Consider the following 26,754-nt stretch of genomic DNA (forward strand, 5'->3'; position numbering starts at 1 on the left):
ACCGGCCGTCCGGCTCCCGTCGCTGGGGCCGCTGCGCGGCCGGACCGTGGTCGTCAAGTACGGCGGCCACGCCATGACCGACGGGCCGCTGCGGCGCGCCTTCGCCCAGGACGTCCTCACTCTGCGGCGCGCCGGAGTCGGGACGGTCGTGGTGCACGGCGGCGGGCCGCAGATCGGCGCCCATCCGGACCGGCTCGGCCTCCGGTCCGAGTTCCTGAACGGACTGCGCGTCACCACGCCGGAGACCATGGACGTGGTACGGATGGTGCTCTCCGGCAAGGTCCAGAAGGAACTGGTCGGGCTGCTCAACGAGGACGGTCCCCACGCCGTCGGGCTCAGCGGGGAGGACGCGCGTACCCTCACCGCCGTCAAGCGGTACGCCGAGGTGGCCGGTGAACGCGTGGACATCGGACTCGTCGGGGACGTGGCCCGGGTGAACACACCGCGGTCCTCGGCATCCTGCTGGAACACGGCCACATCCCGGTGGTCTCCTCGGTGGGCCGGGGCGAGGACGGCCAGGTCTACAACGTCAACGCGGACACCGCGGCCGGTGCGGTCGCCGCGGCGCTCGGGGCCCACGCGCTGGTCGTGCTGACCGACGTGCCCGGCCTGTACCCGGACTGGCCGACGAGCGACCGGGTCGTCGACCGCATCACCGCGGGGGAGTTGGAGGTGCTGCTCCCCGGGCTGGGCGGCGGCATGGTACCGAAGATGGAGGCGTGGCTGCGGGCCGTCCGGTCCGGGGTGACGGCGGCCCGGGTGCTCGACGGCCGCACCCCGCACGCCCTCCTCGACGGGCTGACGGGCGCCGCGGGATCCCCCGGCACGGTGGTCCTGCCGGACGACGGCGCGGTGTAGGCGATCAGGACTCGTACAACTGGAGTCTCCTGTAGCCGAGTTCGAGTTCGAGTTCGAGTTCGAGGACGTCCGTCCGAACGGGTTGTCCGTCCGGGTCCGTCCGCACGGAGCGGGTCCGGCGGGGCGGCCGCGCGGGGGGTCTCGCGTGCGGCCGCCCGGGACGCGTCGCCGCTCCCGCCGCGCCGGACTGCCGGGCCGGTCAGGCCGCCGCCATGGTGCCCGGGGCCGGGGCCGGGGCCGGGGCCGGAGCAGGTGCACCTTGTGGCGCGGCGAGGAGGTGAAGGTCCAGGCCCCTCAGCCGGTGGTCGGGGCGCCTCCGTCGGCGGTCCGGGCCGCGGTCTCCGGGGACGGCGTTCCGTGGTGCCGCCCCATCGGGATGACCAACGGCGTCCCGCTGACCGGGTCCGTGGTGATCCGGCAGTTCAGGTCGAAGACGTCCGCCACCGTCTTCTCGGTGATGACCTCGGCCGGCGCGCCCTCGGCGGCGATCCGTCCTGACTTCATGGCGACGACGTGGTCGGCGTAGCGGCAGGCCTGGTTGAGGTCGTGCAGCACCATCACGATCGTGCGGTCCTCCCGCCGGTTGAGGTCCGTGACCAGGTCGAGCACGTCGATCTGGTGCGCCAGGTCGAGGTAGGTCGTCGGTTCGTCGAGGAGCAGCACCTCGGTGCCCTGCGCGACGGCCATGGCGATCCAGGCACGCTGCCGCTGTCCTCCCGAGAGTTCGTCGACCGGGCGGTCCGCGTGCTCGGTCATGCCGGTGGCCGCCAGTGCCTGCCGCACGGCCTGCTCGTCGGCCCTCGACCACTGCCGCCACCAGGTCTGGTGCGGTGAGCGCCCGCGGTTGACCAGGTCCACGACGGTCAGCCCCTCGGGCGCCACCGGGCTCTGCGGCAGGATGCCGAGGCGCTGGGCGAGTTCCCTGGAAGGCAGGGAGTGCAGCGTCCGGCCGTCCAGCTCGACGCTGCCCGCCCGGGGGGCGAGCAGCCGGGCGAGGGCCCGCAACAGGGTCGATTTGCCGCAGGCGTTGGCACCGACGATCGCGGTGATGCGGCCCGGCGGGACGACCAGGTCCAGACCGTCCACCACCAGGCGGCTGTCGTACGCGAGTCGCAGCCCGCTCGCGCGCAGGTCCGGACCGGCGGCCGGGGTCGGGACGACGGGCGGGGAGCCGGCCGGTGGCGGTTCGGCCGGCCGGGTGTCCGTGGACAGGGGACCGGTGGACAGGGAGCCGTTCGGCAAGGGTTCGACCGGCATGGGTTCGACCGACATGGGATCAACCTCCTGAGCCCGCGCGGTCGGCGCGGACGAGCAGCCAGAGCAGGATCGGCGCGCCGAGGACGCCGGTGACGATGCCGACCGGGAGTTCCGTGCCGGGGACGAGCGTACGGGCGATGAGATCGCCGCCGAGGACCACGAGGGCGCCGGTGAGTCCCGAGGCCACGGTCGGGGGCCAGGCGGTGCGGGCCAGCCGCTGGGCGATCTGTGGGGCGGCCAGCGCGACGAAGGCGACGGGGCCCGCCGCGGCGGTGGCGAAGGCGATCAGACCGACGCCGGTGAGCAGCACGGCGAGCCGTACGGACTGCACGCGGGTGCCCAGACCGGTGGCGATGTCGTCGCCGAGCTGGAGGGTGCGCAGCAGCCGGCCGAGCAGCAGGGCCGTCGGCAGCAGGACCGCGAGGGCCACGGCGAGGGGGCGTGTCTCGCCCCAGGTACGGCCGTTGAGGTTGCCCACCAGCCAGCCGAGGGCGGCCTGCGCCTCGAACCGCCCGCCCTTGGCCATCAGGTAGTCGGTCGCGCTCGCGCACATCCAGGAGACGCCGATGCCGACCAGGATGATCCGGTAGCCGGTCGTGCCCCGCCGCCAGGCCAGCAGATACACGAGCAGGGCGGTCGCCAGCGCCCCGAACAGCCCGAGGGACTGGGTGCCGAGGCCGCCGTCCCAGCCGAGGACGATGCCCGCGACCACGGCGGTGCCCGCTCCCTGGGTGAGGCCGATCATGTCGGGGCTGGCCAGTGGATTGCGGGTCATGGTCTGGAAGAGCGCGCCGGAGACGCCGAACGCGATCCCGGCCAGCAGTCCGACCAGGGCGCGCGGCAGCCGCAGGTCCTGGACGACCAGCACGGTGCCGGGGTCGCCCGAGCCGCCCAGGGCGCGGACGACGTCGGCGAAGGCGATCGGGTAGTCGCCGATGGTCAGACCCCAGCAGAACAGCAGGAAGGTGCCGACGCCGAGGACCATGCAGAGAACGACCAGGCGCGGTCGCAGGACTCCGGAGACGGGCGGCATCGTCAGCCGGTAGGCGCGGAAGCCGGAAGGGAGCGGTGGCCAGGCCGGACCCAGCCGCTCCGTGGCGGAGCCCGGCGGTCTCGTCGTGGTGGTGGAGTCCGTCATGTCACACCTCCGCCAGCCGCCGGCGGCGCACCAGGGCGATGAAGAACGGGCCGCCGATGAAGGCGACGACGACTCCCGCCTGCACCTCGGTGGGCCGGGCGACGACCCGTCCGAGGATGTCCGCGGCGAGCAGCAGGCAGGGGGCGAGCACGGCCGACAGGGGGAGCAGCCAGCGGTGGTCGGGGCCGAGTCCCGCCGACCGGGCGAGGACGCGGGCGATGTGGGGGACGACCAGACCGATGAAGACGACGGGCCCGATGACCGCGACGGCCGCGCCGGTGAGCAAGGTGATCGCGGCGACGCCCTGGAGCCGGACCAGGCCCAGCCGCCGGCCGAGTGAGGCCGCCACGTCGTCGCCGAGGGCCAGGCTGTTGAGGGCCGGCGCACAGGCCAGGGCCAGTGCGCCGCCCACGGCCAGGAAGGGCAGGATGCGCAGTACGGTGGCTCCGTCCTGGTCGGCCATGGAGCCTGCCGACCAGAAGCGGTAACGGTCCAGCGCGTCCGGGTCGGTGAGGGCGATCGCGCTGGTGAGCGAGGACAGCAACGAGGTCACCGCGACTCCGGAGAGCGCGAGTTTGACCGGGGTCGGACCGGATCGCCCCAGCCTGCCGAGGAGGTAGACCAACACGCTGGCGGCCAGGGCGCCGGCGAACGCGAACCACACATATCCGTAGAACGATCCGAGCCCCAGCACGCCGACGGCCAGCACGATGGCGAAGGAGGCTCCGGCGCTGACCCCGAGCACTCCGGGGTCGGCGAGCGGATTGCGCGTCAGCGCCTGCATCAGCGCGCCGGACAGCCCGAGCGCCGCTCCGGCCGACAGACCCAGTGCCGTGCGCGGAACGCGCGCCGTCCACACGATGTTCTCCACGAGGCGGCTGGGCGGGTGACCGAACAGCGCCCGGACCACCTGGTCCAGTGGGATTCCGGCGGCGCCGACGGCGATCGACAGCAGACAGAGCCCGGCCAGGGCAGTGCCCAGCGATGTCATGAGAAGGACGGGGCGTATCCGCTTGCCCCCGCTCACCTTACGGTCTCCAACGGCCAACTCCCTTAGGTTAGGCAGGCCTTAATCGTAGTGGGCGCCATCCGGATCTCCGAGACAAGGACCTTTTGATTAGGTAATCCTTACCTTAGTATGGCCGCGTTCCTCCGGCCGAGCCGGTTCCGCGCATTCGAAAGGCACGGTCAGCTGTGTCCGGTATCGAAGTACGTGTATCCGGTATCGACGAGGGCGAAGTGGCGGAGTTCTGGCGCCGGTGCCTCGATCCGCTTCCGCGGGAGGCCGCCCTGCCCGTCGACCTCCCGTACCCGGCACGGCCGGCGGGGGAGCGGCGGACCCTGAACCGCCCACTGGACCCGACGGCCGACGAGGCGACCCTGCTAGCCGCGTACGTGGGCCTGCTGCACCGCTACGGCGGTGGGCACGACATCACCGTGGGGTACGACGGTCTGCCGGTCAGGGTCGGGCTGGACGGCGGCACCGGATTCACCGAGCTGGTACGACGCGTGGCCGAGGCCGTCGCGGGGGCGAGGGCCCACCGTGCCGAACTCGGCACCCTCGCCGCCTGGCTGCGCGCGGAACCCACCCGCGGCGGCGGACTCCTGTTCAACACGGCGTTCCGCACTCCGTCCGGCACGGACCGCGGCACGACGGGCCGTACCGCGTCCGGCACCGCCCGCTCCCAGGCGCCCGGTACGGCGTCCGCCACGGACGACGAGGAGCCCTGCGGCCCGACCGGCGGGGAGTCCGGTCCGGCACTGGGAGCCGTCAGTCGGGACGACGCGCCCCCGCTGGACCTCGTGCTCGAAGTCGCTCCGGGTGAACTATGGGTGAGCTACCGTCAGGACCTCTTCGAGACGGCGACCGCCCGACGGATCGCCGACCACTACGTGATCCTGCTGGCCGACGCCCTGGCCCGGCCGCACGCCGCCGTCGGCGAGCTGGAGCTGATGAGCGCCGAGGAGCGCCGTCTCGTCCTGGAGGGATGGAACGACACCGAGCACGCCCTCCCCCCGCGCACCTGGCCGGAGATGTTCGCCGAGCAGGTCCGACTGCGCCCCGACTCCGTCGCGCTGGTCTTCGCGGACACCCGGCTCACCTACGCCGAACTCGACGCACGCGCCAACCGCCTGGCCCACGCCCTGATCGCCCGCGGTGCCGGGCCCGAACGGGTCGTGGCCCTCGCCGTACCCCGCTCCGCCGACCTGATCGTCGCCGAGGTCGCGGTGCTCAAGACCGGCGCCGCCTATCTCCCGGTCGACACCGACTACCCGGCCGACCGCGTCTCGTACATGCTGGCCGACGCCCGCCCGGTCTGTCTCGTCACCACCTCCGAGGTCGTGGACGACATCCCACCGGGCGAGGGCACGCACCTCGTGATCCTCGACGAGCCCGACACCGTCAGGGAGTTGGCGGGTCTGCCCGCACACGACCCGGGCGACGCCGACCGTGGCCCCCTGCCGGTCGCGGGCGCGGCCTATGTGATCTACACCTCCGGCTCGACCGGCCGTCCCAAGGGCGTGGTGCTCTCCCACGCCGGTGTCGCGAAACTCGTCGCCACCCAGACCGAACGGTTCGGCATCGGACCGCACAGCAGGGTCCTCCAGTTCGCGTCACCGAGCTTCGACGTCGCCTTCTGGGACCTGTGCCTAGGCCTGCTCTCCGGCGGCAGGCTCGTCGTCGTGCCCACCGAACTGCGGGTGCCCGGCGCACCGCTCGCGGACTACGCGCACGCACACGGCATCACGTTCATGATCCTGCCCCCCGCCCTGCTCGCCGCCCTGCCCGAGGACGTCGAACTGCCGCCCGCCACACTGCTGGCCGGCACCGAGCGGGTCTCACCCGAACTCGTCGGCCGTTACGCACGCGGCCGGATGATGTTCAACGCCTACGGTCCCACCGAGGCCACCACCAACTCCACCCTCGGCCTGTGCGACCCGGACATCCCCGCCGGCCACGTCGTGCCGATCGGTGTCCCCGACCCGGGAACCCGCGCCTATGTCCTGGACGCCCGTCTCGAACCCGTACCGGCCGGTGTGCCCGGCGAGTTGTACCTCGGGGGCGCCGGACTCGCCCGCGGCTACCTCGGACGGCCGGACCTCACGGCCGAACGGTTCGTCGCCGATCCCTTCGGGAACCCCGGCGAGCGGCTGTACCGCACCGGCGACCTCGTGCGGTGGAAGTCCGACGGACGGCTGGAGTTCCTCGGCCGGGCCGACTCCCAGGTCAAGATCCGCGGCTTCCGCATCGAACCCGGCGAGATCGAGTCCGTGCTGCGCGCGCATCCGGCCGTGGACCAGGCCGCCGTAGTGATCCGCGAGGACCGGCCCGGTGACCGCAGGCTGGCCGCCTACGTCGTCCCCGCGCTGACGGCGGAGCCGGGAGAGGGGCAACGGGAGGCGGCCGAACAGGTCCAGGCCTGGAAGGACCTCCACGAACTGCTCTACTCCGCCGTGGGAACCGAGGGGCGCCGCGACGACGCCGAGGGCGACAGCGGCGGATCCGCGGGATTCCGCGAGAACTTCGCCGGCTGGAACAGCATGTACGACGGCCTGCCCCTCCCCGTCCAGGAGATGAGGGAGTGGCGGGAGGCCACGATCGCCCGCATCGGCGAACTGGCCCCGCGCCGCGTCCTGGAGATCGGCGTCGGCAGCGGCCTGATCCTCTCCCGTGTCGCGCCCGGATGCGAGGAGTACTGGGGCACCGACCTTTCCGAGGAGGCCGTCCGTGCCCTGCGCACCCAGGTGGAGAGCGTGGACGGCCTCGCCGACCGGGTCCGCCTCGATGCCCGGCCGGCCCACGACACCTCCGGCCTGCCCCGGCACCACTTCGACACCGTCGTCCTCAACTCCGTGGCCCAGTACTTCCCCAGCGCCGACTACCTCGCCGAGGTGCTCCGCGCCGCCGGTGAACTGCTCGCCCCGGGCGGCAGCATCTTCGTCGGCGACGTGCGCAACGCCCGTCTGCTGCGCTGCCTGCGCGCCGCCGTGGAGACCCGCCGGGCCGCCGACCCGCAGGACAAGCAGGCCCTGCGGACCGCCGTGGAGCGGTCGGTGGCCTGGGAGGGCGAACTGCTCCTCGACCCCGACTTCTTCGCCGCCCTCGACGGCTTCGACGCCGACATCCGCGTCAAGCGCGGCGCCCACCACAACGAGCTGACCCGCTACCGGTACGACGTGGTGCTCCGCAGGCCGACCGGCACCCGCGCCCCGGCCGGAGACCCGGTGCGCACCATGTCCTGGACCGCGCTGGGCGGTCTGGACGCCCTCGGCGACCAACTCGCCGACGACACCGCTCCGCTCCGGGTCACCGGTGTGCCCAACGCCCGGCTCGCGGAGGACCTGGCCGCGCTGGAGACGCTGGAGGACAGCAGCCGCACCGCGTCACCCGCCGGAGCCCCGGACCCGGAGACGTTCCACGCGCTCGGGGCCCGCCACGGGCACCGGGTCGCCGTCACATGGAACGGACCCGCCGACGACGGTGGTCTCGACGTGCTGTTCACTCGCGGCGACATCCCGTACGCGGAGCTGTACCAGAGGAACGGCACCGTCCCGCACGCCAACCGCCCGGCACCCTTCCGGGACGTGAACTCCCTGATGAGGCGCCTGCGTTCGTACGCGGGCGAGAAGCTCCCGGAGTACATGCTCCCCGCCGCCCTCGTGCCGCTCGACCGCCTCCCGGTCACCCCCAGCGGAAAGCTCGACGCCGCCGCGCTTCCCGCGCCCGACTACGGCGCCCTCAGCTCCGGCCGGCCGCCGCGCGACACCCGCGAGGAGTTGCTGTGCGTCGCCTACGCGGAGGTCCTGGGTCTGCGCTCGGTCACCGTCGACGACGACTTCTTCGCCCTCGGCGGCGACAGCATCACCGCCATCCAGCTCCTGGTGCGTGCCCGCAGGGCAGGCCTGCGTCTCACCTCCCGGGACGTGTTCCGGGACCGCACGGTCGCCGAGCTCGCCCGGGCCGCCGTCGAGCGGACCCACCCGGCCGGTACCGAGGACGACGGCCCGCTGCCGCGCCTCACCGAGGCCGAACGCACTGGACTCCAGGGCGATCACCCCCTCACCGTGGAGGACCTGACGCCTCTGAGCCCCCTCCAGGAGGGCTTCTACTTCCACTCCCTCGTGGACGGCGCCGACCGCGACGCCTACGTCGTGCAACAGGCCCTCGAACTCTCCGGACCGGTGGACGCCGCAGCCCTGCGCCGGGCCGCCCAGCGCGTCCTGGACCGGCACGCACCCCTGCGGTCCTGCTTCCGGCCGCTCGCCGACGGCAGGCCGGTGCAGATCGTGGCGGCCGGCGTGGAACTGCCGTGGCGCGAGATCGACCTCTCAAGCCAGGACCCGCGGACCGGAGCGTCGCTCGCCGACGCCGTGGCCGACGAGGAGCGGGCCCGCCGCTTCGACCTCGCCGCACCGCCCCTGCTGCGATGCGCCCTGATATGCCTCGGCGACGGCCACAGCCGGCTGCTGCTGACGTTCCACCACATCGTCGCCGACGGCTGGTCGTTGCCGGTCCTGCACCGGGAACTGATGTCCTCCTACGGGGACGCGCCGGCTCCGCTGCCCGAGGTCGCGCCGTACCGCGCCTATCTGCGCGCACTCGCCGGAGCCGACCGGGAGGCCGCCAGGGACGCCTGGCGCACCGCCCTCGCCGGGATCGAGGAGCCGACCCGGCTGGTCGCGACACCCGCCGACGGACGGCCGATCGAGCCCGCGCAGGTCCGCGTGGAGCTCTCCGAACAGGTCACCGCTCGGCTGTCCGCGCGCGCCCGGGACCTGGGTGTCACGCTCGGCACCGTCGTGCAGACCGCCTGGGGTCTGCTGACCGGCCGGCTCACCGGCCGTCACGACGTGGTGTTCGGCACCACCGTCTCCGGCCGGGACGCCGAGGTCGAGGGCATCGAGTCGATGGTCGGCCTCTTCATCAACACCCTGCCCACCCGCTTCCGTTGGCAGTCGGCGGAGACGCTCGGCGAGCTGCTCCGGCGGCTCCAGGACGAACAGGCACGGCTGCTCGACCACCAGCACCTCGGTCTGGCCGAGCTCCAGCGCCTCGCCGTACCCGCGGGCGGCGGTGAACTCTTCGACACCCTGGTCGTCTTCGAGAACTACCCGGCCGCCACCGGCCTCACCGACCCCTCCGGCACGCTCCGTCTCACCGGCCACGCGTTCCATGACGCCGTCCACTACCCGCTCGCGCTCGTCGTGAAGCCGGGCCGACGCCTCGATCTGCGGCTCAAGCACCACGCCCGACGGCTCGACGGCGAGGCCGTACGCCTGATCGCCGACCGGCTCACCCGGATCCTGCACGCCATGGCCACCGACCCCGGCCGGTCCGTCGCCGCCCTGGAACTGCTCTCGGCGGAGGAGCTGGCCGACGCGCATCCGGCAGGCGCGCGTGTGCGGACACCGGAGACCACCCTGGCCGCGGCCTTCGAGGACCAGGCCGCCCGCACCCCGGACGCCCTCGCCGTCGTCCACCCCGAGGGAACGCTCTCCTATCGCGAACTCGACGCACGGGCGTCCGTGCTGGCGCGGCGACTGGCGGCCCGGGGAACGGGACCGGGCGAGGTCGTCGCGGTCGCGGTGCCCCGCTCCGCCGAGCTCATGACGGCCCTCCTGGGCGTCCTGAAGTCCGGAGCCGCCTATCTTCCGGTCGACGTGGACTACCCCGCCGACCGGGTGACCCACATGCTCGCCGACTCCGGTACGACGACCGTCGTCACCACCACCGGCACGGCCGCCCGTCTGCCGTCGCTCCCGGGACTCACCACCCTGCTCGTGGACACTCCCGAGGAGACCGGTCCCGGCGCGGCGACGACCCCGGCCCGGCCCGACGACCCGGCCTACCTGATCTACACCTCCGGTTCGACCGGCCGGCCCAAGGGGGTCGTCGTCACCCATCGGGCCATCGTCAACCGGCTCCGGTGGATGCAGGGCCAGTACGGCCTGACGGGCGACGACCGGGTCCTGCAGAAGACCCCGGCCAGTTTCGACGTCAGCGTCTGGGAGTTCTTCTGGGCGCTGTGCGAGGGCGCCGCCGTCGTGCTCGCCCGCCCCGACGGCCACCGCGACCCGGCCCATCTCGCCGGACTGATCCGCGCACAGCGCGTCACGACACTGCACTTCGTGCCGTCGATGCTGGAGGCCTTCCTCCAGTCCGAGGAGATCACCTCCGATCCCACCTGGGCCGCCTCCCTGCGCCGCGTGTTCAGCAGCGGCGAGGCGCTGCCCGGCAGGGCGGCCGCCCGCTGGCACGAGCTGACCGGTGTACCGCTGCACAACCTGTACGGACCCACCGAGGCCGCCGTCGACGTCACCCACCACCCGTACGACGGCACATCAGGCACCACCGTTCCCATCGGCCGGCCGGTCTGGAACACCGGACTGCGCGTCCTCGACACCTGCCTGCGCCCGGTGCCCGAAGGGGTGCCCGGCGAGCTGTATCTGACCGGCGTCCAGCTGGCCCGCGGCTACCACGCCCGCGCCGCGCTGACCGCCGAACGCTTCGTGGCGGACCCGTACGGCGGCCCCGGCGAGCGCATGTACCGCACCGGCGACCTGGTCAGCCGCCGTACCGACGGCGTCGTCGAGTACCTGGGGCGCACCGACCGCCAGGTGAAGATCCGCGGCAACCGCGTCGAACTCGGTGAGATCGAGGCAGCGTTGACCGGGCAGGCGGCCGTCGCGCAGGCCGCCGTCACCGTACTGGACAACGCCCTCGTCGCCTACGTCGTGCCCGCCCGCGGGGCGACGCCGGAGCCGGCCGGACTGCTGACCGCACTCGCCGACCTGCTGCCCGCCCCCATGGTGCCCGGCGCCTGCGTCGTCCTGGACAGCCTGCCGCTGACGCCCAGCGGGAAGCTCGACCGGACCGCCCTGCCCGCCCCGCGGGCCGTCCGCGCCGAGGCCCGCGCCCCCCGCGACCCGCGTGAACTGGCCCTCACCGAGATCTTCGCCGCTGTCCTGAAGCTCGACGAGGTCGGCGTCGACGACGACTTCTTCCTGCTGGGCGGCGACAGCATCTCCTCGATCGGTGTCGCGAGCCGCGCCCGCCGGGCCGGGCTGGAGCTGAACCCCCGCGACGTCTTCGAGCACCGCACCCCCGCGGCACTCGCCGCGACCGCTCACCGTGCCGACCCGCCCGCCGCGCCGCGCTCCGCCTTCGCCCTCACCGCCGAGGAGACCGAGCGGGTCCACCGGCTCAGCCCCGGTCCGGTCGAGGACATCTGGCCCCTCGCCCCCCTTCAGGAAGGGCTGTTCTTCCACTCGACCTACGACGACGGCGCCCTGGACGTCTACACCGTCCACGAGTCCTTCGACCTCAGCACGCCGCTCGACACCGACCGGCTGCGCACCGCCGTACGGGTGCTCCTGGACCGCAACCCGGGCCTGCGCGCCGGATTCACCAGCGACGGCCTGCGCCGGCCCGTGCAGTTCATCGTCCGGGACCCGCGGATCCCGGTCGAAGAGATCGACCTGTCCGCCCTCACCGCGGACGAACAGAACGTACGGCTCGACGAGTTGACGGAGGCGGAGCGCACACGTCGCTTCGTGCTGACCCGCCCGCTCCTCTTCCGCATGCTCGTCGTCCGGCTGGGCCCGGAGCGTGGTGACCGACTCGTCGTGGGCCGTCATCTGCTGCTGTGGGACGGCTGGTCCGCGTGGACCTTCCTCGACCAGCTCTTCGCCCTGTACGAGTCCGCGGGCGACCCGGCCGTTCTGCCGTCACCCGGTTCGTACCGCGACTACCTGACCTGGCTGGAGGCGCAGGACACCGACGTCGCCACCGGCGCCTGGCGCACCGCGCTCTCCGGCCTCGACGAGCCCACGCTCCTCGCCGCCGCCGACCGGGGGCTGGAGCCGGACATCCCGGAGCGCCTCGACGCGATCCTCCCGGCCGAGCTGGGGGAGCGGCTCCGGAACCGCGCACGACGGCACGGCCTGACCCTCAACTCGGTGCTCACCGCGGCCTGGGGCCTCACCCTGGCCGGCGCGACCGGTCGCACCGACGTCGTCTTCGGCACCACCGTCGCGGGCCGCCCGAGCGAGGTGCCCGACATCGAGCACGTCATCGGCCTGTTCCTCAACACGGTCCCCGCCCGCATCGCCTACGACCCGGCCGAGTCCGTCCTCGACCTGCTGCGCCGGGTCCAGCGCGAACGGCTCGCGGTGATGCCGTACGAGTACCTCGGCCTGGGTGTCCTCCAGGCCGAGACCGGCCACCGACGGCTCTTCGACACCCTCTTCGTGCTGCGCAACAGCGACACCGAGGAGCGGCTCGCCGAACTCGCCGACCGGCACGGCGCCCGCGCCGTCGCCAACGTCGACGCCACCCACTATCCGGTCAACCTCGTCGTCACCCCGGGGCGGCGCATCCAGGTGATGCTGGCCCACCGGCCCGACGCCGTCGCCCGTCCGCGGGCCCAGGCACTCCTCGACCGGTTCGTCCTGCTGCTGGAGCGGCTCGGCGGCGACCTGACCGCCCGGGTGGGAGGTCTGGACGGACTGCTGCCGGCCGAGCACCGGGCACTGGCCCGTGAACGGGCCGTCGGCCGGGTCCCCGCACCCGAGGACACCATCGCCGACCTGCTCGCCGTCCAGGCCGCGGCGACCCCGGACGCCACCGCCCTGGTCTTCGGCGGCACCACCCTCACCTACGCCGAACTCGACGCACGGATCAACAGGACGGCCGGGCTCCTGCTGGCCCGCGGCGCCGCGCCGGAGCGGGTCGTCGCCCTCGGGCTGCCGCGCTCGCCGGACATGGTCATCGCCCTGTTCGCCGTCCTGCGCACGGGCGCCGCGTACCTCCCGCTGGAGCTGGACCACCCGGACGACCGGCTCGTCACGATGCTCGACGACGCCCGTCCCGCCCTGCTGCTCACCACCGGCGCGGTCTCCGCCCGGCTGACGGGCGCCGCGCCCGACGCGGTCCGCGTCCTGCTGGACGATCCCGCGGTCGCCGCCGAACTCGACGCGCTGCCCGGCGACTTCACCAGGCGGCGGTTCAGTCCGGAACATCCCGCGTACGTCATCTACACCTCCGGATCCACCGGGCGCCCCAAGGGCGTCGTCACGCCCTACCGCGGCCTGACGAACATGCAGCTCAACCATCAGAAGGAGATCTTCGCCCCCGCCGTCGCCGCGGCCGGCGGCCGGCGGCTGCGCATCGCGCACACGGTGTCCTTCGCCTTCGACATGTCCTGGGAGGAACTGCTCTGGCTGGTCGAGGGCCACGAAGTGCACATCTGTGACGAGGAGTTGCGGCGTGACGCCGAAGCCCTCGTCGCCTACTGCGAGACGCACCGCGTGGACGTCGTGAACGTCACCCCCACCTACGCCCATCTCCTCATGGAGGAAGGCCTGCTGGAGGGCCACCGGCCGCCTCTCGTGCTGCTCGGCGGCGAGGCGGTCTCCGAGTCGGTCTGGAACCGGCTCCGGGACACCGAGGGCACCTACGGCTACAACCTCTACGGTCCCACCGAGTACACCATCAACACCCTCGGCGGCGGCACCCGCGACAGCGCCACCCCGACGGTCGGCCGTCCGATCCGCGGCACCCGCGCGCACATCCTGGACGCCTGGCTGCGGCCGGTTCCCGAGGGCGTGCCGGGAGAGCTGTACATCGCCGGGATCGGACTGGCCCGTGGCTATCTCGACCGGCCGGCCCTGACCGGGGAGCGTTTCGTCGCCGACCCGTTCGGGGAACCCGGCGAGCGCATGTACCGCACCGGCGACCTCGTACGCCGCGACCCCGCAGGCAACCTCGACTTCCTCGGCCGCACCGACGACCAGGTCAAGATCCGCGGCTACCGCGTGGAGCTGGGCGAGATCGAGACCGCCCTCGTCCAGCACCCCCGGGTCGCCCAGGCCGCCGTCGTCGCCCGCGACGACCCCTCCGCCCCCGGCACCCGGCGCCTGATCGGCTATGTCGTGCCCGCCGAACGCAGCGACGAGGAACGGCGGTCGGCGGCCCGGGAGCACGTCGGCGAATGGCAGGACGTGTACGCCGACGAGTACGAGCGGATCAGCACCGCCGTCCTCACCGAGGACTACGCGGGCTGGGACAGCAGCTACGACGGACAGCCCATCCCCTTCGAGGAGATGAGCGAGTGGCGCGAACAGACCGTCGCCCGCATCCGGTCGCTGCGCCCGCGCCGCGTCCTGGAGATCGGCGTCGGCTCCGGCCTGCTGCTGTCGCGGCTGGCCCCCCGGACCGAGGCTTACTGGGCGACCGACTTCGCCGCGCCCGTGATCCGCAAGCTCCGCGAGGACCTGCGCCAGGATCCCGCACTGGCCGCCAAGGTCGAACTGCGCTGCCGTCCCGCGCACGACACCACCGGTCTGCCCGAGGACTACTTCGACACCGTCGTCATCAACTCCGTCATCCAGTACTTCCCGGACGTCGACTACCTCACCGAGGTCATCGAGGGCGCCATGCGGCTGCTGCGGACGGGCGGCGCGCTGTTCGTCGGAGACGTACGCAACCCCCGGCTCGCCCGGACCTTCCACACCGCGGTCCAGCTCACCCGGGCGGCGGGGGACACCGACCCGGAGACCGTCCGCAAGGCCGCCGAGCGCGGGCTGCGGCTGGAGAAGGAACTCCTCGTCGACCCCGACTACTTCACGGGCCTCGGCCACGGCGTCGACCTGCGCACCAAACGTGGTCACCACCACAACGAGCTCTCCCGGCACCGTTACGACGCCGTCCTCTACCGCGAGGGCGCCGACCCGCTCGACGTCACCACGGTCCCCGAGCTGCCCTGGTCGTCCGGCGGCCTCGAAGCGCGGCTGTGCGGACAGCGGCCGGAACGGCTTCGTGTCACCGAGGTGCCCGACGCCCGTACCGCCGGGGAACTGGCCGCGCGACGGGCCCTGGACGAGGGCCGGCCCGTCCCGCGCATCGATTCCGGCGGGGGAGTGGACCCGGAGGAACTGCACGCGCTCGGGGCCTCCCTGGGCTACCGGGTGCTCACCACCTGGTCCTCCGAACTCGGCCACTACGAAGCGGTGTTCCTGCGCGAGGAAACGGAAGGACAGCCGGCCCGGGTGACCGCTGGGCTCTATCGGCCGGGCGGCGGCGAGCCCCCGTACGCCAACTCGCCCACCGCGGCCCGCGACAGGGACAGCCTGATCAGAGGCGTGCGTGAGGATCTGAGGACCCGGCTGCCCGACTACATGGTCCCGGCCGCCTTCGTCACCCTCGACCGGCTCCCCATGAACGACAACGGCAAGCTCGACGCCCGCGCGCTGCCCGAGGCCGAACCGGCCGTCGCCCCCGGGACCGGCCGGGGCCCGCGCACCCCGCGGGAGGAGGTGCTCTGCCGGCTCTTCGCCGAGGTGCTCGGCCTGCCGGAAGCGGGCGCCGAGGACAGCTTCTTCGACCTGGGCGGACACTCCCTGCTCGCCACCCGGCTGATCAGCCGGGCCCGTACCGAACTGGGCGCCGAACTCGCGATCCGTGACCTCTTCGAGGCCCCCACCCCCGAACAGCTCGCCCTGCGCTCGGACGGCGGACGCCCCGCGCGCCGCCCTGCCGTCACTCCCGTCGTCGACCGGCCCGGACGCATCCCGCTCTCCGCCGCCCAGCGCCGGCTGTGGCTCGTGGAGCGGATCACCGGCGGCGGGGCCGCCTACAACTTCCCCCTCGTCTTCCGCCTACGCGGCACGCTCGACCGCGCCGCGCTGCGGGACGCCCTGCACGACGTGGCCGCACGCCACGAATCGCTCCGCACGGTCCTCGGGGAACACGAGGGCGAGCCGTATCAGCGCATCCTGCCCGCGGCCGCGGCGCCAGTCCCCTTCACGGTGACCGACTGCGCGGAGGCCGAACTGCCCGCACTGATCGAGGCGGCCCAGCGCGCACCCTTCGACCTGGCACATGAACTCCCCCTGCGCGCCACGGTCTTCCGTCTTCCCGCGGACCGGCCCGACGCCGACGCGGACGGGAACTGCGTGATCGCCCTCGTGCTGCACCACATCGTCACCGACGAGTGGTCGGACCGGCCCCTCCTCGCCGACCTCGACGCCGCCTACGCCGCCAGGACCGCCGGCCGCGCACCGGGCCTCGCGCCACTGCCCGTGCAGTACGCCGACTACACACTGTGGCAGGCCGCCCTCCTGGAACAGGTCGGCGACCGGCAGCTCGCCCACTGGACCGAGACCCTGCGCGGGCTGCCCGAGGAACTGACCCTGCCGTTGGACCGGCCACGGCCAGCCGAGCCCACCGGCCACGGCGCCACCGTGCGCCGCGAGCTGGCCCCGGAGGTGGGCGAGGCACTCCGTGAACTCTCCGGCACGACCGGCACCAGCATGTTCATGGTGTTCCAGGCAGCCACGGCCGCGCTGCTGCGCCGGCTGGGCGCGGGCGACGACATCCCGCTCGGCGCGCCGATCGCCGGGCGCACGGACAGCGCACTCGACGACCTGGTCGGCTTCTTCGTCAACACACTGGTCCTGCGCACCGACGTGTCCGGGGCGGACCTGACATTCCGCCAACTTCTGGCCCGCGTAAGGGAATCGGACCTGGCGGCCTTCGAGCACCAGGACCTGCCCTTCGACCGGGTGGTGGAGGCCCTCAACCCGCCCCGGGTGGCCGGACGCAACCCGCTGTTCCAGGTGATGCTGGGCTACCACCACCGTCCCGACGGCGACCCGGACCTGCTGGGCCTGCCGACCGAGTGGTACGAGATGGACACCGGCACCGCCAAGTTCGACCTCGACTTCACCTTCGTCGACGGCGGCGCCGACGGCCGCGTCACCCTCCTCCTGGAGTACGCCACCGATCTGGTGGACCCGGACACCGCCGCGCTCCTGGCCGAACGGCTCCTGTTGCTGCTGCGCGGAGCCGCGGCCGCCCCCGATCTCCCGCTCGCCGCGCTCGACCTGCTCACCGAGGACGAACGGTCGGCCGCGACCGGCGCGTGGAACGCCACCGGCCGTCCGCCGGAGACCCGGGCCGTGCCCGAACTGCTGGCCGCCGCCGTGGCGGCACACCCGGGGCGGACCGCCCTGGTCACCGCCACCGGCCGTCACACCTTCGGTGAACTCTCCGCCCGCGCCGACGCCGTGGCCGCCCTGCTGCTCGCGCACGGCGCCGCCGACGACACCGTGGTGGCGCTGGCCCTGCCCCGCCACGAGATGGTCCCGGCCATCCTCGGCGTCCTTCGGACAGGCGCCGCCTATCTGCCGCTGGACCCCGATCTCCCGCCGCACCGCCTGGAGTTCATGCTGGACGACGCGGCACCGGTCTGTCTGCTCACCACCACCACGCTGACCGGCAGGATGCCACGGACCGACCGGGTCGAACGGCTGCTGCTCGACGGACCGCTGCCGTCCGGGGACCGGCTGCCCCCGCGCACCCACCACCCGGACGCCGCCGCGTACACCATCTACACCTCCGGTTCGACCGGCACCCCCAAGGGCGTGATCGGCACCCACCGCGGGCTGAGCAACCTCTTCGCCGCGCACCTGCGGGACCTGATCGCCCCCGCCGTCGCGGACACCGGCCGGGACGTCCTGCGCGCGGTCCACGCGGCCTCGTTCAGCTTCGACGGGTCCTGGGAGCCACTGCTGTGGCTCCTCGCCGGACACGAACTGCACATCACCGACGAGACCACCATGCTCGACCCGGCAGCGCTGCTCGCGACCCTCGACGACCAGGAGATCGACTTCGTCGACCTCACGCCGACGTATCTGCGCGAACTGCTCCACCACGGATTCCTCGCCCCCGGCAGCCGGGTCCCCGCCGTCCTGGCGGTCGGCGGTGAGGCCACCCCCGCCGCCCTGTGGCGACGGCTCGCGGCCCTGCCCGGCACCGCCGTGCACGACCTGTACGGCCCCACCGAGTGCGCCGTCGACGCATACGGCCGGCACGCCGGGGACACCGGCCGACCCGCCTGGGCCGCCCCCCTCGACAACCTCCGCGCCCACCTCCTCGACGACCGGATGCGCCCCACCCCCGTGGGCGCGCCCGGTGAGCTGTACCTCGCCGGTGAAGGCCTCGCCCGCGGCTATCTCGGCCGGCCGGCGCTCACCGCCGGCCGCTTCGTCGCCGACCCCCACGGCGCGCCCGGAGCGCGCATGTACCGCACCGGCGACCTCGCCCGGCGCCGCGCCGACGGCACCCTGGAGTTCCTCGGACGCGCCGACGAACAGGTGAAACTGCGCGGCTTCCGCATCGAACCCGGCGAGATCGAATCCGCCGTCACCTCCCACCCGTCCGTCGCCGCGGCGGCCGTCGTGGTCCGCGAGGACACCCCGGGCGCACGCCGGCTCGTCGCCTACGTCGTCCCCGCCGGACCCGGCACGACCGACCCGGCGGCGCTCCGCGCCCACCTCGCGGCCGGACTGCCCGAGCAGATGATCCCCGCCGCCTTCGTCCCGCTCGACGCGCTGCCCCGCACGGTCAACGGCAAGCTGGACAAGACCGCCCTGCCCGCACCCGACACCTCGGCCACGGCCGGTGGACGGCTGCCGCGCACGCCCCGCGAGGAAGTGCTGTGCGAGCTGTTCGCCGCGGTGCTGGGCGCGGACCGCGTCGGCATCGACGACGACTTCTTCGCGCTCGGCGGCCACTCGCTGCTGGCGATGCGCCTCGTCAGCCGGGTCCGCGCCACCCTCGAGACCGAGGTGTCCCTGCGCACGGTCTTCGACGCGCCGACGGTGGCGCGGCTCGCCGCCCGCCTGGACGAGACCCGGACGGCCGCACGGCCGGCGCTCACCGCCGACCGTGCACGCCCCGGACGGCTGCCCCTCTCCTCCGCCCAGCGGCGGCTGTGGCTGCTCCACCAGGTGGACGGCGCCACCGACACCTACACCGTCCCGGCCGCCTGGCGGCTCACCGGCGTCCTGGACCGTGCCGCCCTCGAAGCGGCGGTCGGCGACCTCGTCGCCCGGCACACCACCCTGCGCACGGTCTTCCCGGCCGGCGCCGACGGACTGCCGTACCAGCACGTCCTCGAACCCGGACAGGCACAGGTCACGATCGCGACGGAACCCGTCGAAAAGCTCGCCGAGGCCGCCGCCCACACCTTCGACCTCGCAAGCGAACCGCCGCTGCGCGTCACGCTGTTCGAGACGGGGCCCGACGAGCACCTCCTGCTGCTCCTGCTCCACCACATCGCCACCGACGAATGGTCCGACCGGCCGCTGCTCGCCGACCTGAGCACCGCCTACGCCGCCCGCACGGCGGGCCACGCCCCCGACTGGCCACCGCTGCCCGCGACGTACGCCGACTACACCCTCTGGCAGGACGAGCGGCTGACGCGGAGCGGCGACGAACTCCTCGCCCACTGGACGGAACGGCTGCGCGGCCTCCCCGATGAGCTGACACTGCCCACCGACCGGCCGCGCCCCCGCGAGTCCGGGCACACGGGCGGCACCGTGGGCTTCACCGTCTCCCCGGAACTGGAGCGCGCTCTGCGGGAGTTGGCCCGCGGCGAGGGCGTCAGCATGTTCATGGTCGCCCAGGCCGCCGTCGCCGCGCTGCTCCACCGGCTCGGCGCGGGCGACGACATCCCCCTCGGAGCACCGGTCTCCGGGCGGGGCGACGAGGCACTGGAGGAACTGGTCGGCTTCTTCGTCAACTCGCTGGTGCTGCGGACCGACCTGTCCGGTGCCCCGGACTTCACCGAACTCCTGCGCAGGGTGAGGGAGACCGACCTCGCGGCCTACGACCACCAGGACCTGCCCTTCGAGCGGCTGGTCGAGGCACTCAACCCGGAGCGGTCCCTCGCCCGCCACCCGCTCTTCCAGGTCATGGTCGTCCACCTCGGAGACCCGGGCGGCGTCCCCGTCCTGCCCGGCCTGACCGTGCGGCGGGAGCCGCTCGGCCGGCACAGTGCCAAGTTCGACCTGAGCTTCGACTTCATCGAACAGGGCGAAGGGGCCGGCATCCAGGGCTGGATCGAGTACAGCGACGACCTCTTCGACCACGGCACGGCCGAGCGCCTGGCCCACCGGCTCGTCCGGCTCCTGGAACAGGTGGCCGCCGACCCGGGACGCTCCGTACGGGACCTGGACATCCTGGACGCGGACGAACGCGCCCTCGTCGTCGAGCGGTGGAACGACACCGCACACGAGGTGCCCCGCACGACCCTGCCGGAACTGTTCCGCGCCCAGGTGGCCAGGACCCCCGACGCGACGGCCCTCGTGTTCGAGCAACAACAGCTCACGTACGCCGAGTTGGACGCCCGGGTGGAACACACCGCGCGCGTCCTGGCCGGACTGGGCGCGGGACCGGAACGTACGGTGGCGGTCGCGCTGCCGCGCTCCGCGGACCTTGTCGTCGCCCTGCTCGCGGTGCAGCGCACCGGCGCGGCCTACCTCCCGGTCGACACCGGCTACCCGCCGGAGCGCCGCGCGCTCATGCTGGAGGACGCCCGCCCGGTGTACGCCGTCGAGGACGCGCTGCCGCAGGGCCCGGAACACGAACTCCCCTCCTCCTACGACCCGTCCGGCCCCGCCTACGTGATCTACACCTCCGGATCGACCGGCCGCCCCAAGGGCGTCGTGGTACCGCACCGGGGCATCGTGAACCGTCTGCTGTGGATGCAGGACGCCTACGGGCTGACGACGGACGACCGCGTCCTGCAGAAGACACCCTCCAGCTTCGACGTGTCGGTGTGGGAGTTCTTCTGGCCGCTGATCAGCGGGGCGACCCTGGTCGTGGCCCGCCCGGAGGGACACAGGGACCCGGCCTACCTGGCCGCGCTGATCCGGGAACAGGGCGTCACCACCGCGCACTTCGTCCCCTCGATGCTCCGCGCGTTCCTGGACGAGCCGTCGGCCGCCGGCTGCACCGGACTGCGACGCGTCCTGTGCAGCGGTGAGGCACTGCCCGCCGCCCTGGCCGACCGCTTCCACACCCTCCTCCCGGCCGAGCTGCACAACCTGTACGGCCCGACCGAGGCCTCCGTGGACGTCACCGCCGCCCGCGTGCGCCCCGGCACCGTCACCGTCCCGATCGGCCGTCCGGTCTGGAACACCCGCGTGTACGTCCTGGACGACGCGCTGCGGCCGGTACCGCCCGGCGTGGCGGGGGAGCTGTACCTGGCCGGCGCCCAGCTGGCCCGGGGCTACCTCCACCGGTCCGCCCTGTCCGCCGAGCGTTTCGTCGCCGATCCGTACGGGGAACCGGGCGCGCGCATGTACCGCACCGGCGACCTGTCCCGCTGGACGGCGTCCGGCACGGTCGAATACCTGGGACGTACCGACGACCAGGTCAAGATCCGCGGCTTCCGCGTCGAACCCGCCGAGACCGAAGCCGTGCTCACCCGGCACGCGACGGTCGCCCACGCCTCCGTCGTCGCCCGCGGACAGCAACTCGTCGCGTACGTCGTCCCCGCCCCGGGCCGGACCCCCGACTCCGGCGAACTGCGGGCCCACACCGCCGCCGTGCTGCCCGAGCACATGGTCCCGGCCGCCTTCGTCACCCTCGACGCGGTGCCGCTGACACCGAACGGCAAACTGGACCGAAAGGCCCTGCCCGCACCCGACTTCGCCGCGGCGGCCACCGACTCGCCACCGCGCACCGCGCGCGAGGCGACCCTGTGCGACCTGGTCGCGTCCGTCCTAGGCCTCGAACGGGTCGGAGCCGACGACGACTTCTTCACCCTCGGCGGAGACAGCATCGTCGCGATGCAACTCGTCGCCCGGGTCCGCGCGGCGGGCCTCGTGATCACCCCGCGCGACGTGTTCCGGCACAAGTCGCCGGCCGGTCTGGCCGCCGTCGCCGCGGACCTCGACGACGGCGCGGACCACTCGTCCGACACAGGTCTCCTCGCGGCGCTCACCGACGCCGAGCGCGCGGAGATCTCCGCGCTCGGCGCCGCCGAGGTCCTGCCGCTCTCACCGCTCCAGACGGGTCTCCTCTTCCACGCCTCGTTCGACTCCGGCGCCGACGGACCCGACGTCTACACCGTGCAGGTGTCCTACGACCTCGACGGCCCGCTGGACCCCACCCGGCTGCGCCGTGCCGGTCAGGCTCTCCTGGACCGGCACGGCAACCTCCGGGCCGGGTTCCGCTACCTCTCCTCGGGCCGCCCCGTCGCCGTGGTGCCGCGCACCGTCGCACTGCCCTGGCGCCTGATCGACCTCTCCGACCTGGACCCCACCGCCCGCGAGGAACGCTGGACCCGCTGCCTGGCCGAGGAACGGCGACGGTTCGACCCGGCCGAGCCGCCCCTGCTGCGGCTGACGCTCGTCAAGGCCGGACCCCGGGCACATCGGCTGGTCCTGTCCCACCAGCACCTGCTGCTCGACGGCTGGTCGGTTCCGCGGCTGACACGCGAGCTGTCCGAGCTGTACGCGGGCAAGGAACTCCCCGCCCCGGCGCCGTACCGCGACCATCTGGCCTGGCTCGGCCGTCAGGACGCCGAGGCCTCCGCGGACGCCTGGACGGCCGCGCTGGCCGGTCTGGCGGAGCCCACCCACCTGGTGCCCGCCGACCCCAAGCGGAACCCGGCGGTGCCCGGCACCCGCACCACACGGCTGTCCCCGGTACTGACCCGGGCCCTCACGACGCTCGCCCGCTCGCGCGGTCTGACCGTCAACACCCTGGTCCAGGGCGCCTGGAGCATCCTGCTGTCCCGGCTCACCGGACGTACCGACGTCGTCTTCGGCGCCACCGTGTCCGGAAGGCCGCCGGAGCTGGACGGCGCGGAGTCGATGATCGGCCTGTTCATCAACACCGTGCCCGTACGGGCCGTGATCGACGACCGGGAGCCGCTCGCCGCGTTCCTCGACCGCCTCCAGGACGAACAGTCCCGGCTCATCGCACACCAGCACGTCGGCCTCTCCGACATCCAGCGGGCCCATGGACTGGGCGAGCTGTTCGACACGCTCGTCGTCTTCGAGTCCTACCCCGACGCCGGAGGCCCCGGCCTCGGCGCGGACGACGGGCTGCGCACGCGGGTGCGCGACCACCAGGACTCCACCCACTACCCGTTCACCTGGGCCGTCGAGCCGGCCGACCGGCTCACCCTCACCGCCGAGTACCGGACCGACCTGTTCGAACCGGCCGTGGTCGAGCGGATCTCCGCGGCGATGGTCCGCCTCTTCGAGGCCATGACCGCCGACCCCGGACAGCCCGTCGGCGGCGTCGACCTCCTCACCCCCGAGGAGCGCCACACCGTCCTGGAGACGTGGAACGACACCGCCCTGCCCGTCGCCCCCGGCACGCCGGCGACCCTCCCCGCGCTGTTCGAGGCACAGGCAGCCGCCGCCCCGGACGCCGTCGCGGTGGTCGCGGGCCCCGTCACCTGGACCTTCGCCGAACTCGACGAACGCGCCAACCGCCTCGCCCGGCTGCTGACCGAGTACGGCGCCGGGCCCGAGGAGATCGTCGCCCTGTCGCTGCCGCGCACCGCCGACTTCATGACGGCGATCCTCGCGGTGATGAAGGCGGGAGCGGCCTATCTGCCCATCGACGCGGACCTGCCCCCCGACCGGGTCCGCGCGCTGCTCGACGACGCCCGGCCCCGGCTCGTCCTCACCACCGAGGCACTGGCGGAACGCCTCCCGGACGGGCCGGTTCCCCGGCTGGCGCTGGACGCGGAGGAGACCGTCGCACGGCTGGCCGCCCGGTCGGCGGAACGGCCCACGACCGCGCCCGACCCGGAGCACCCGGCGTACGTCATCTACACCTCCGGCTCCACCGGCCGCCCCAAGGGGGTTGTGGTCTGCCACCGCAGTGTGGTCAACCTCTTCCACAGCCACCGGCGCACGCTCCACGACCTGGCCAAGCGGAGCACGGGCCGGCGACGGCTCCGGGTCGGACACGCCTGGTCGTTCTCCTTCGACGCCTCCTGGCAGCCGCAGCTGTGGTTGCTCGACGGACACGCCCTGCACATCCTGGACGACGAGACCCGCCGCGACCCGGAGCTGACCGCCGACGCGATCCGCGCCCAGGGAATCGACTTCATCGAGGTCACGCCCTCGTTCCTGGCCCAGATGGCCGACACGGGCCTCGTCGAGGACGGCGTCTGCCCGCTCGCGGTGGTCGCTGTCGGCGGCGAGGCCGTGCCGGACGCGCTCTGGACCGAGCTGGCCGCGTGGGAGTCCACGGCCGCGTTCAACCTCTACGGGCCCACCGAGGCCACCGTCGACGCCCTCGTCTGCCGCGTCGGCGAGAGCGACCGCCCCCTCGTCGGCCGCCCGGTCGGCAACACCCGCGCCTACGTGCTGGACGCGGCCCTGCGGCCCGTACTCCCCGGCGTCACGGGCGAGCTGTACCTCGCGGGCGAGGGACTGGCCCGCGGCTACCTCGGCCGGCCCGACCTGACCGCCGACCGCTTCGTCCCCGACCCGTACGGTCCCGCCGGCACCCGGATGTACCGCACCGGAGACCTGGCACGGTGGAGCGACGACGGACGGATCGACTACCTCGGACGCGCCGACGACCAGGTGAAGATCCGCGGCTTCCGCATCGAACTCGCCGAGATCGAGGCCACGTTGACCCGCCATCCCGACGTCGGGCAGGCCGTCGTCGTCGCCCGCGAGGACCGCCCCGGGGTGAAGCGACTGATCGCCTACGCGGTCCCCGCCGACGCTTCCCCCGCCGTCGATCCGGCCGCCCTGCGCGCCCATGTGGCCGCCGTACTGCCGGAGTACATGGTCCCGGCCGCCGTCCTGGTCCTGGACGAACTCCCGCTCCTGTCCAACGGCAAGCTCGATCGCACGTCCCTGCCCGTCCCCGACTTCACCCGCATGACGGCCGGACGCGAGCCCTCGAACGACCGGGAACGGGCCCTGTGCGCCCACTTCGCCGAGGTGCTGGGGCTGCCGGGGACCGGCGCCGACGACGACTTCTTCACGCTCGGCGGCGACAGCATCGTCGCCATGCAACTCGTCAGCCGGGCGCGCGCCGCCGGGCTGCGGGTCACCCCGCGCCAGGTCTTCCAGCACCGCACCGTCGCCGCGCTCGCGGCCGTCGCCGTGGAACTCGGGCCGGACACACAGAACCCCGCCCACGACGACGGATCCGGCACCGTGCCCCTGACACCGATCATGCACGCGCTGCGCGAACTGGGCGGCCCGATCGCGGCCTACCACCAGGCCGCCTTCGTCCGGACGCCCGCCGCACTCGACCTCCCCGCGCTGCACGCGGTCCTCCGGGCCGTCACGGACCGGCACGACCTGCTGCGGGCCCGCCTGGAGCGGACCGGCGCCCCGGGAGCCGAACGGTGGTCGCTCCAGGTGCCCGCGCGGGGCCACGCGGAGAGGGCGTCCTGGCTTGAACGCGTGGACGTGACCGGCGCCGACGAGCCCGCGCTGCGTGCCGCCGTCGGCGAACACGCCCGCGCCGCCCAGGCCCGACTCGACCCGGACGGCGGACGGATGGTCCAGGGGGTCTGGTTCGACGCGGGACCGGACACCCCCGGACGGCTGCTGCTGCTCGTCCACCACCTGGTCGTCGACGGCGTGTCCTGGCGCATCCTCCTGCCCGATCTCGCCGCCGCCTGGCAGGACGTCGCGGCGGGCCGGACCCCGGCCCTCGCCCCGGTCGACCTGTCGTTCCGCCGCTGGTCCGAACTCCTCGCCGCACGGGCCGTGGACCCGGTCCGGACGGACGAACTGCCGCTGTGGACAGGCATTCTGGCCGACGCGCCCCAACTCCCGCTCCTCCGGGCACTCGACCCGGGGCTGGACGTCACCGCCACCTCACGGAGCCTCTCCCTCACCCTGCCCGCGGACGTCACGGCACCCCTGCTGGGCCAGGTGCCGAGCACCCTCGGAGCGACCGTCAACGAGGTGCTGCTGACCGCGCTGGCCCTGGCCGTCGCGGACTGGCGCGAGCGGCGGGGCGGGACCGGGGACACCGGCGGCGGCGTACTGGTGGACCTGGAGGGCCACGGCCGCGAGGAGGAACTCGCGGGCAACGCGGACCTGTCGCGCACGGTCGGCTGGTTCACCAGTGTCGTCCCCGTCCGGCTCGACCCCGGCCCCGTCGACCTGACCGACGCCTTCGCGGGCGGCCCCGCACTCGACGAGGCCCTGACACGGATCCGGGAACACCTGGGCACCCTTCCCACGGCGGGCGTCGGCCACGGCCTGCTGCGCCACCTCAATCCCGTCACCGGCCCGCGGCTCGCCCGACTCGCCACCCCCCAGATCGAGTTCAACTACATGGGCCGGTTCGGGGTCCCCGAGGCCACCGACTGGTCGTACGCCCCCGAGGACGGCGCGGCGGACCTGGACGGGGACCCGCTGATGCCGCTGTCCCACGCCCTGACCGTCAACTCCCTCACCGAGGACCTGCGCGGTGGCCCGGAACTCTCCGCACACTGGACCTTCGCTCCCGGTGTGCTGCCCGAGGAGTCGGTGCGGGACCTGGCGGAGACCTGGTTCCGCGCACTGCGGGCCCTGGTGATCCGGGGCGGAGCCGGCACGGTGCCCGGCTCCGCGCGCCCGTCCGACGGCCCCGGCTCCTCCTGATCCTCCGCGGTCCGCGGTCCCACGATGTCCCTGTTTCACCGAGAGATGACGAGGAACTCCTG

At 73.6% G+C, this 26,754-nt stretch carries 4 protein-coding genes and 1 pseudogene; 2 read left to right on the plus strand and 3 right to left on the minus strand.

Annotated elements, in window-relative coordinates; translation table 11 throughout:
- Positions 1 to 73: 73 nt before the first annotated feature.
- A pseudogene (gene argB / locus OG776_RS38370) lies at positions 74 to 858 on the plus strand (acetylglutamate kinase).
- A 294-nt stretch (positions 859 to 1,152) separates the two neighbouring features.
- On the opposite strand, the gene OG776_RS38375 reads toward argB, so the two are convergent.
- The 3 genes from OG776_RS38375 to OG776_RS38385 form a co-directional block, all read right to left on the minus strand.
- Entirely contained in the window at positions 1,153 to 2,130 is a 978-nt protein-coding gene (locus tag OG776_RS38375; protein WP_329323379.1) for an ABC transporter ATP-binding protein, read from the minus strand.
- 4 nt (positions 2,131 to 2,134) lie between these two features.
- Entirely contained in the window at positions 2,135 to 3,148 is a 1,014-nt protein-coding gene (locus OG776_RS38380) for a FecCD family ABC transporter permease (RefSeq protein WP_261994364.1), read from the minus strand.
- Between the two features lie 106 nt (positions 3,149 to 3,254).
- Positions 3,255 to 4,244, minus strand: coding sequence for a FecCD family ABC transporter permease (locus tag OG776_RS38385; RefSeq protein ID WP_329323380.1), 990 nt, complete (start codon positions 4,242 to 4,244; stop codon positions 3,255 to 3,257).
- A gap of 203 nt (positions 4,245 to 4,447) precedes the next feature.
- On the opposite strand from OG776_RS38385, the gene OG776_RS38390 reads away from it, so the two are divergent.
- Positions 4,448 to 26,692, plus strand: coding sequence for a non-ribosomal peptide synthase/polyketide synthase (locus OG776_RS38390; RefSeq protein WP_329323381.1), 22,245 nt, complete (start codon positions 4,448 to 4,450; stop codon positions 26,690 to 26,692).
- Positions 26,693 to 26,754: the final 62 nt, after the last annotated feature.

Origin of the sequence: Streptomyces sp. NBC_01689, assembly GCF_036250675.1 — a bacterium.
In the GTDB taxonomy this organism is placed as follows: domain Bacteria; phylum Actinomycetota; class Actinomycetes; order Streptomycetales; family Streptomycetaceae; genus Streptomyces.

What these genes read in the sequence shown, in the direction of transcription:
- OG776_RS38375 (WP_329323379.1), bottom strand. Translation starts at nt 2,130, where the DNA reads ATGTCGGTCGAACCCATGCCGGTCGAACCCTTGCCGAACGGCTCCCTG.
- OG776_RS38380 (WP_261994364.1), bottom strand. Translation starts at nt 3,148, where the DNA reads ATGCCGCCCGTCTCCGGAGTCCTGCGACCGCGCCTGGTCGTTCTCTGC.
- OG776_RS38385 (WP_329323380.1), bottom strand. Translation starts at nt 4,244, where the DNA reads ATGACATCGCTGGGCACTGCCCTGGCCGGGCTCTGTCTGCTGTCGATC.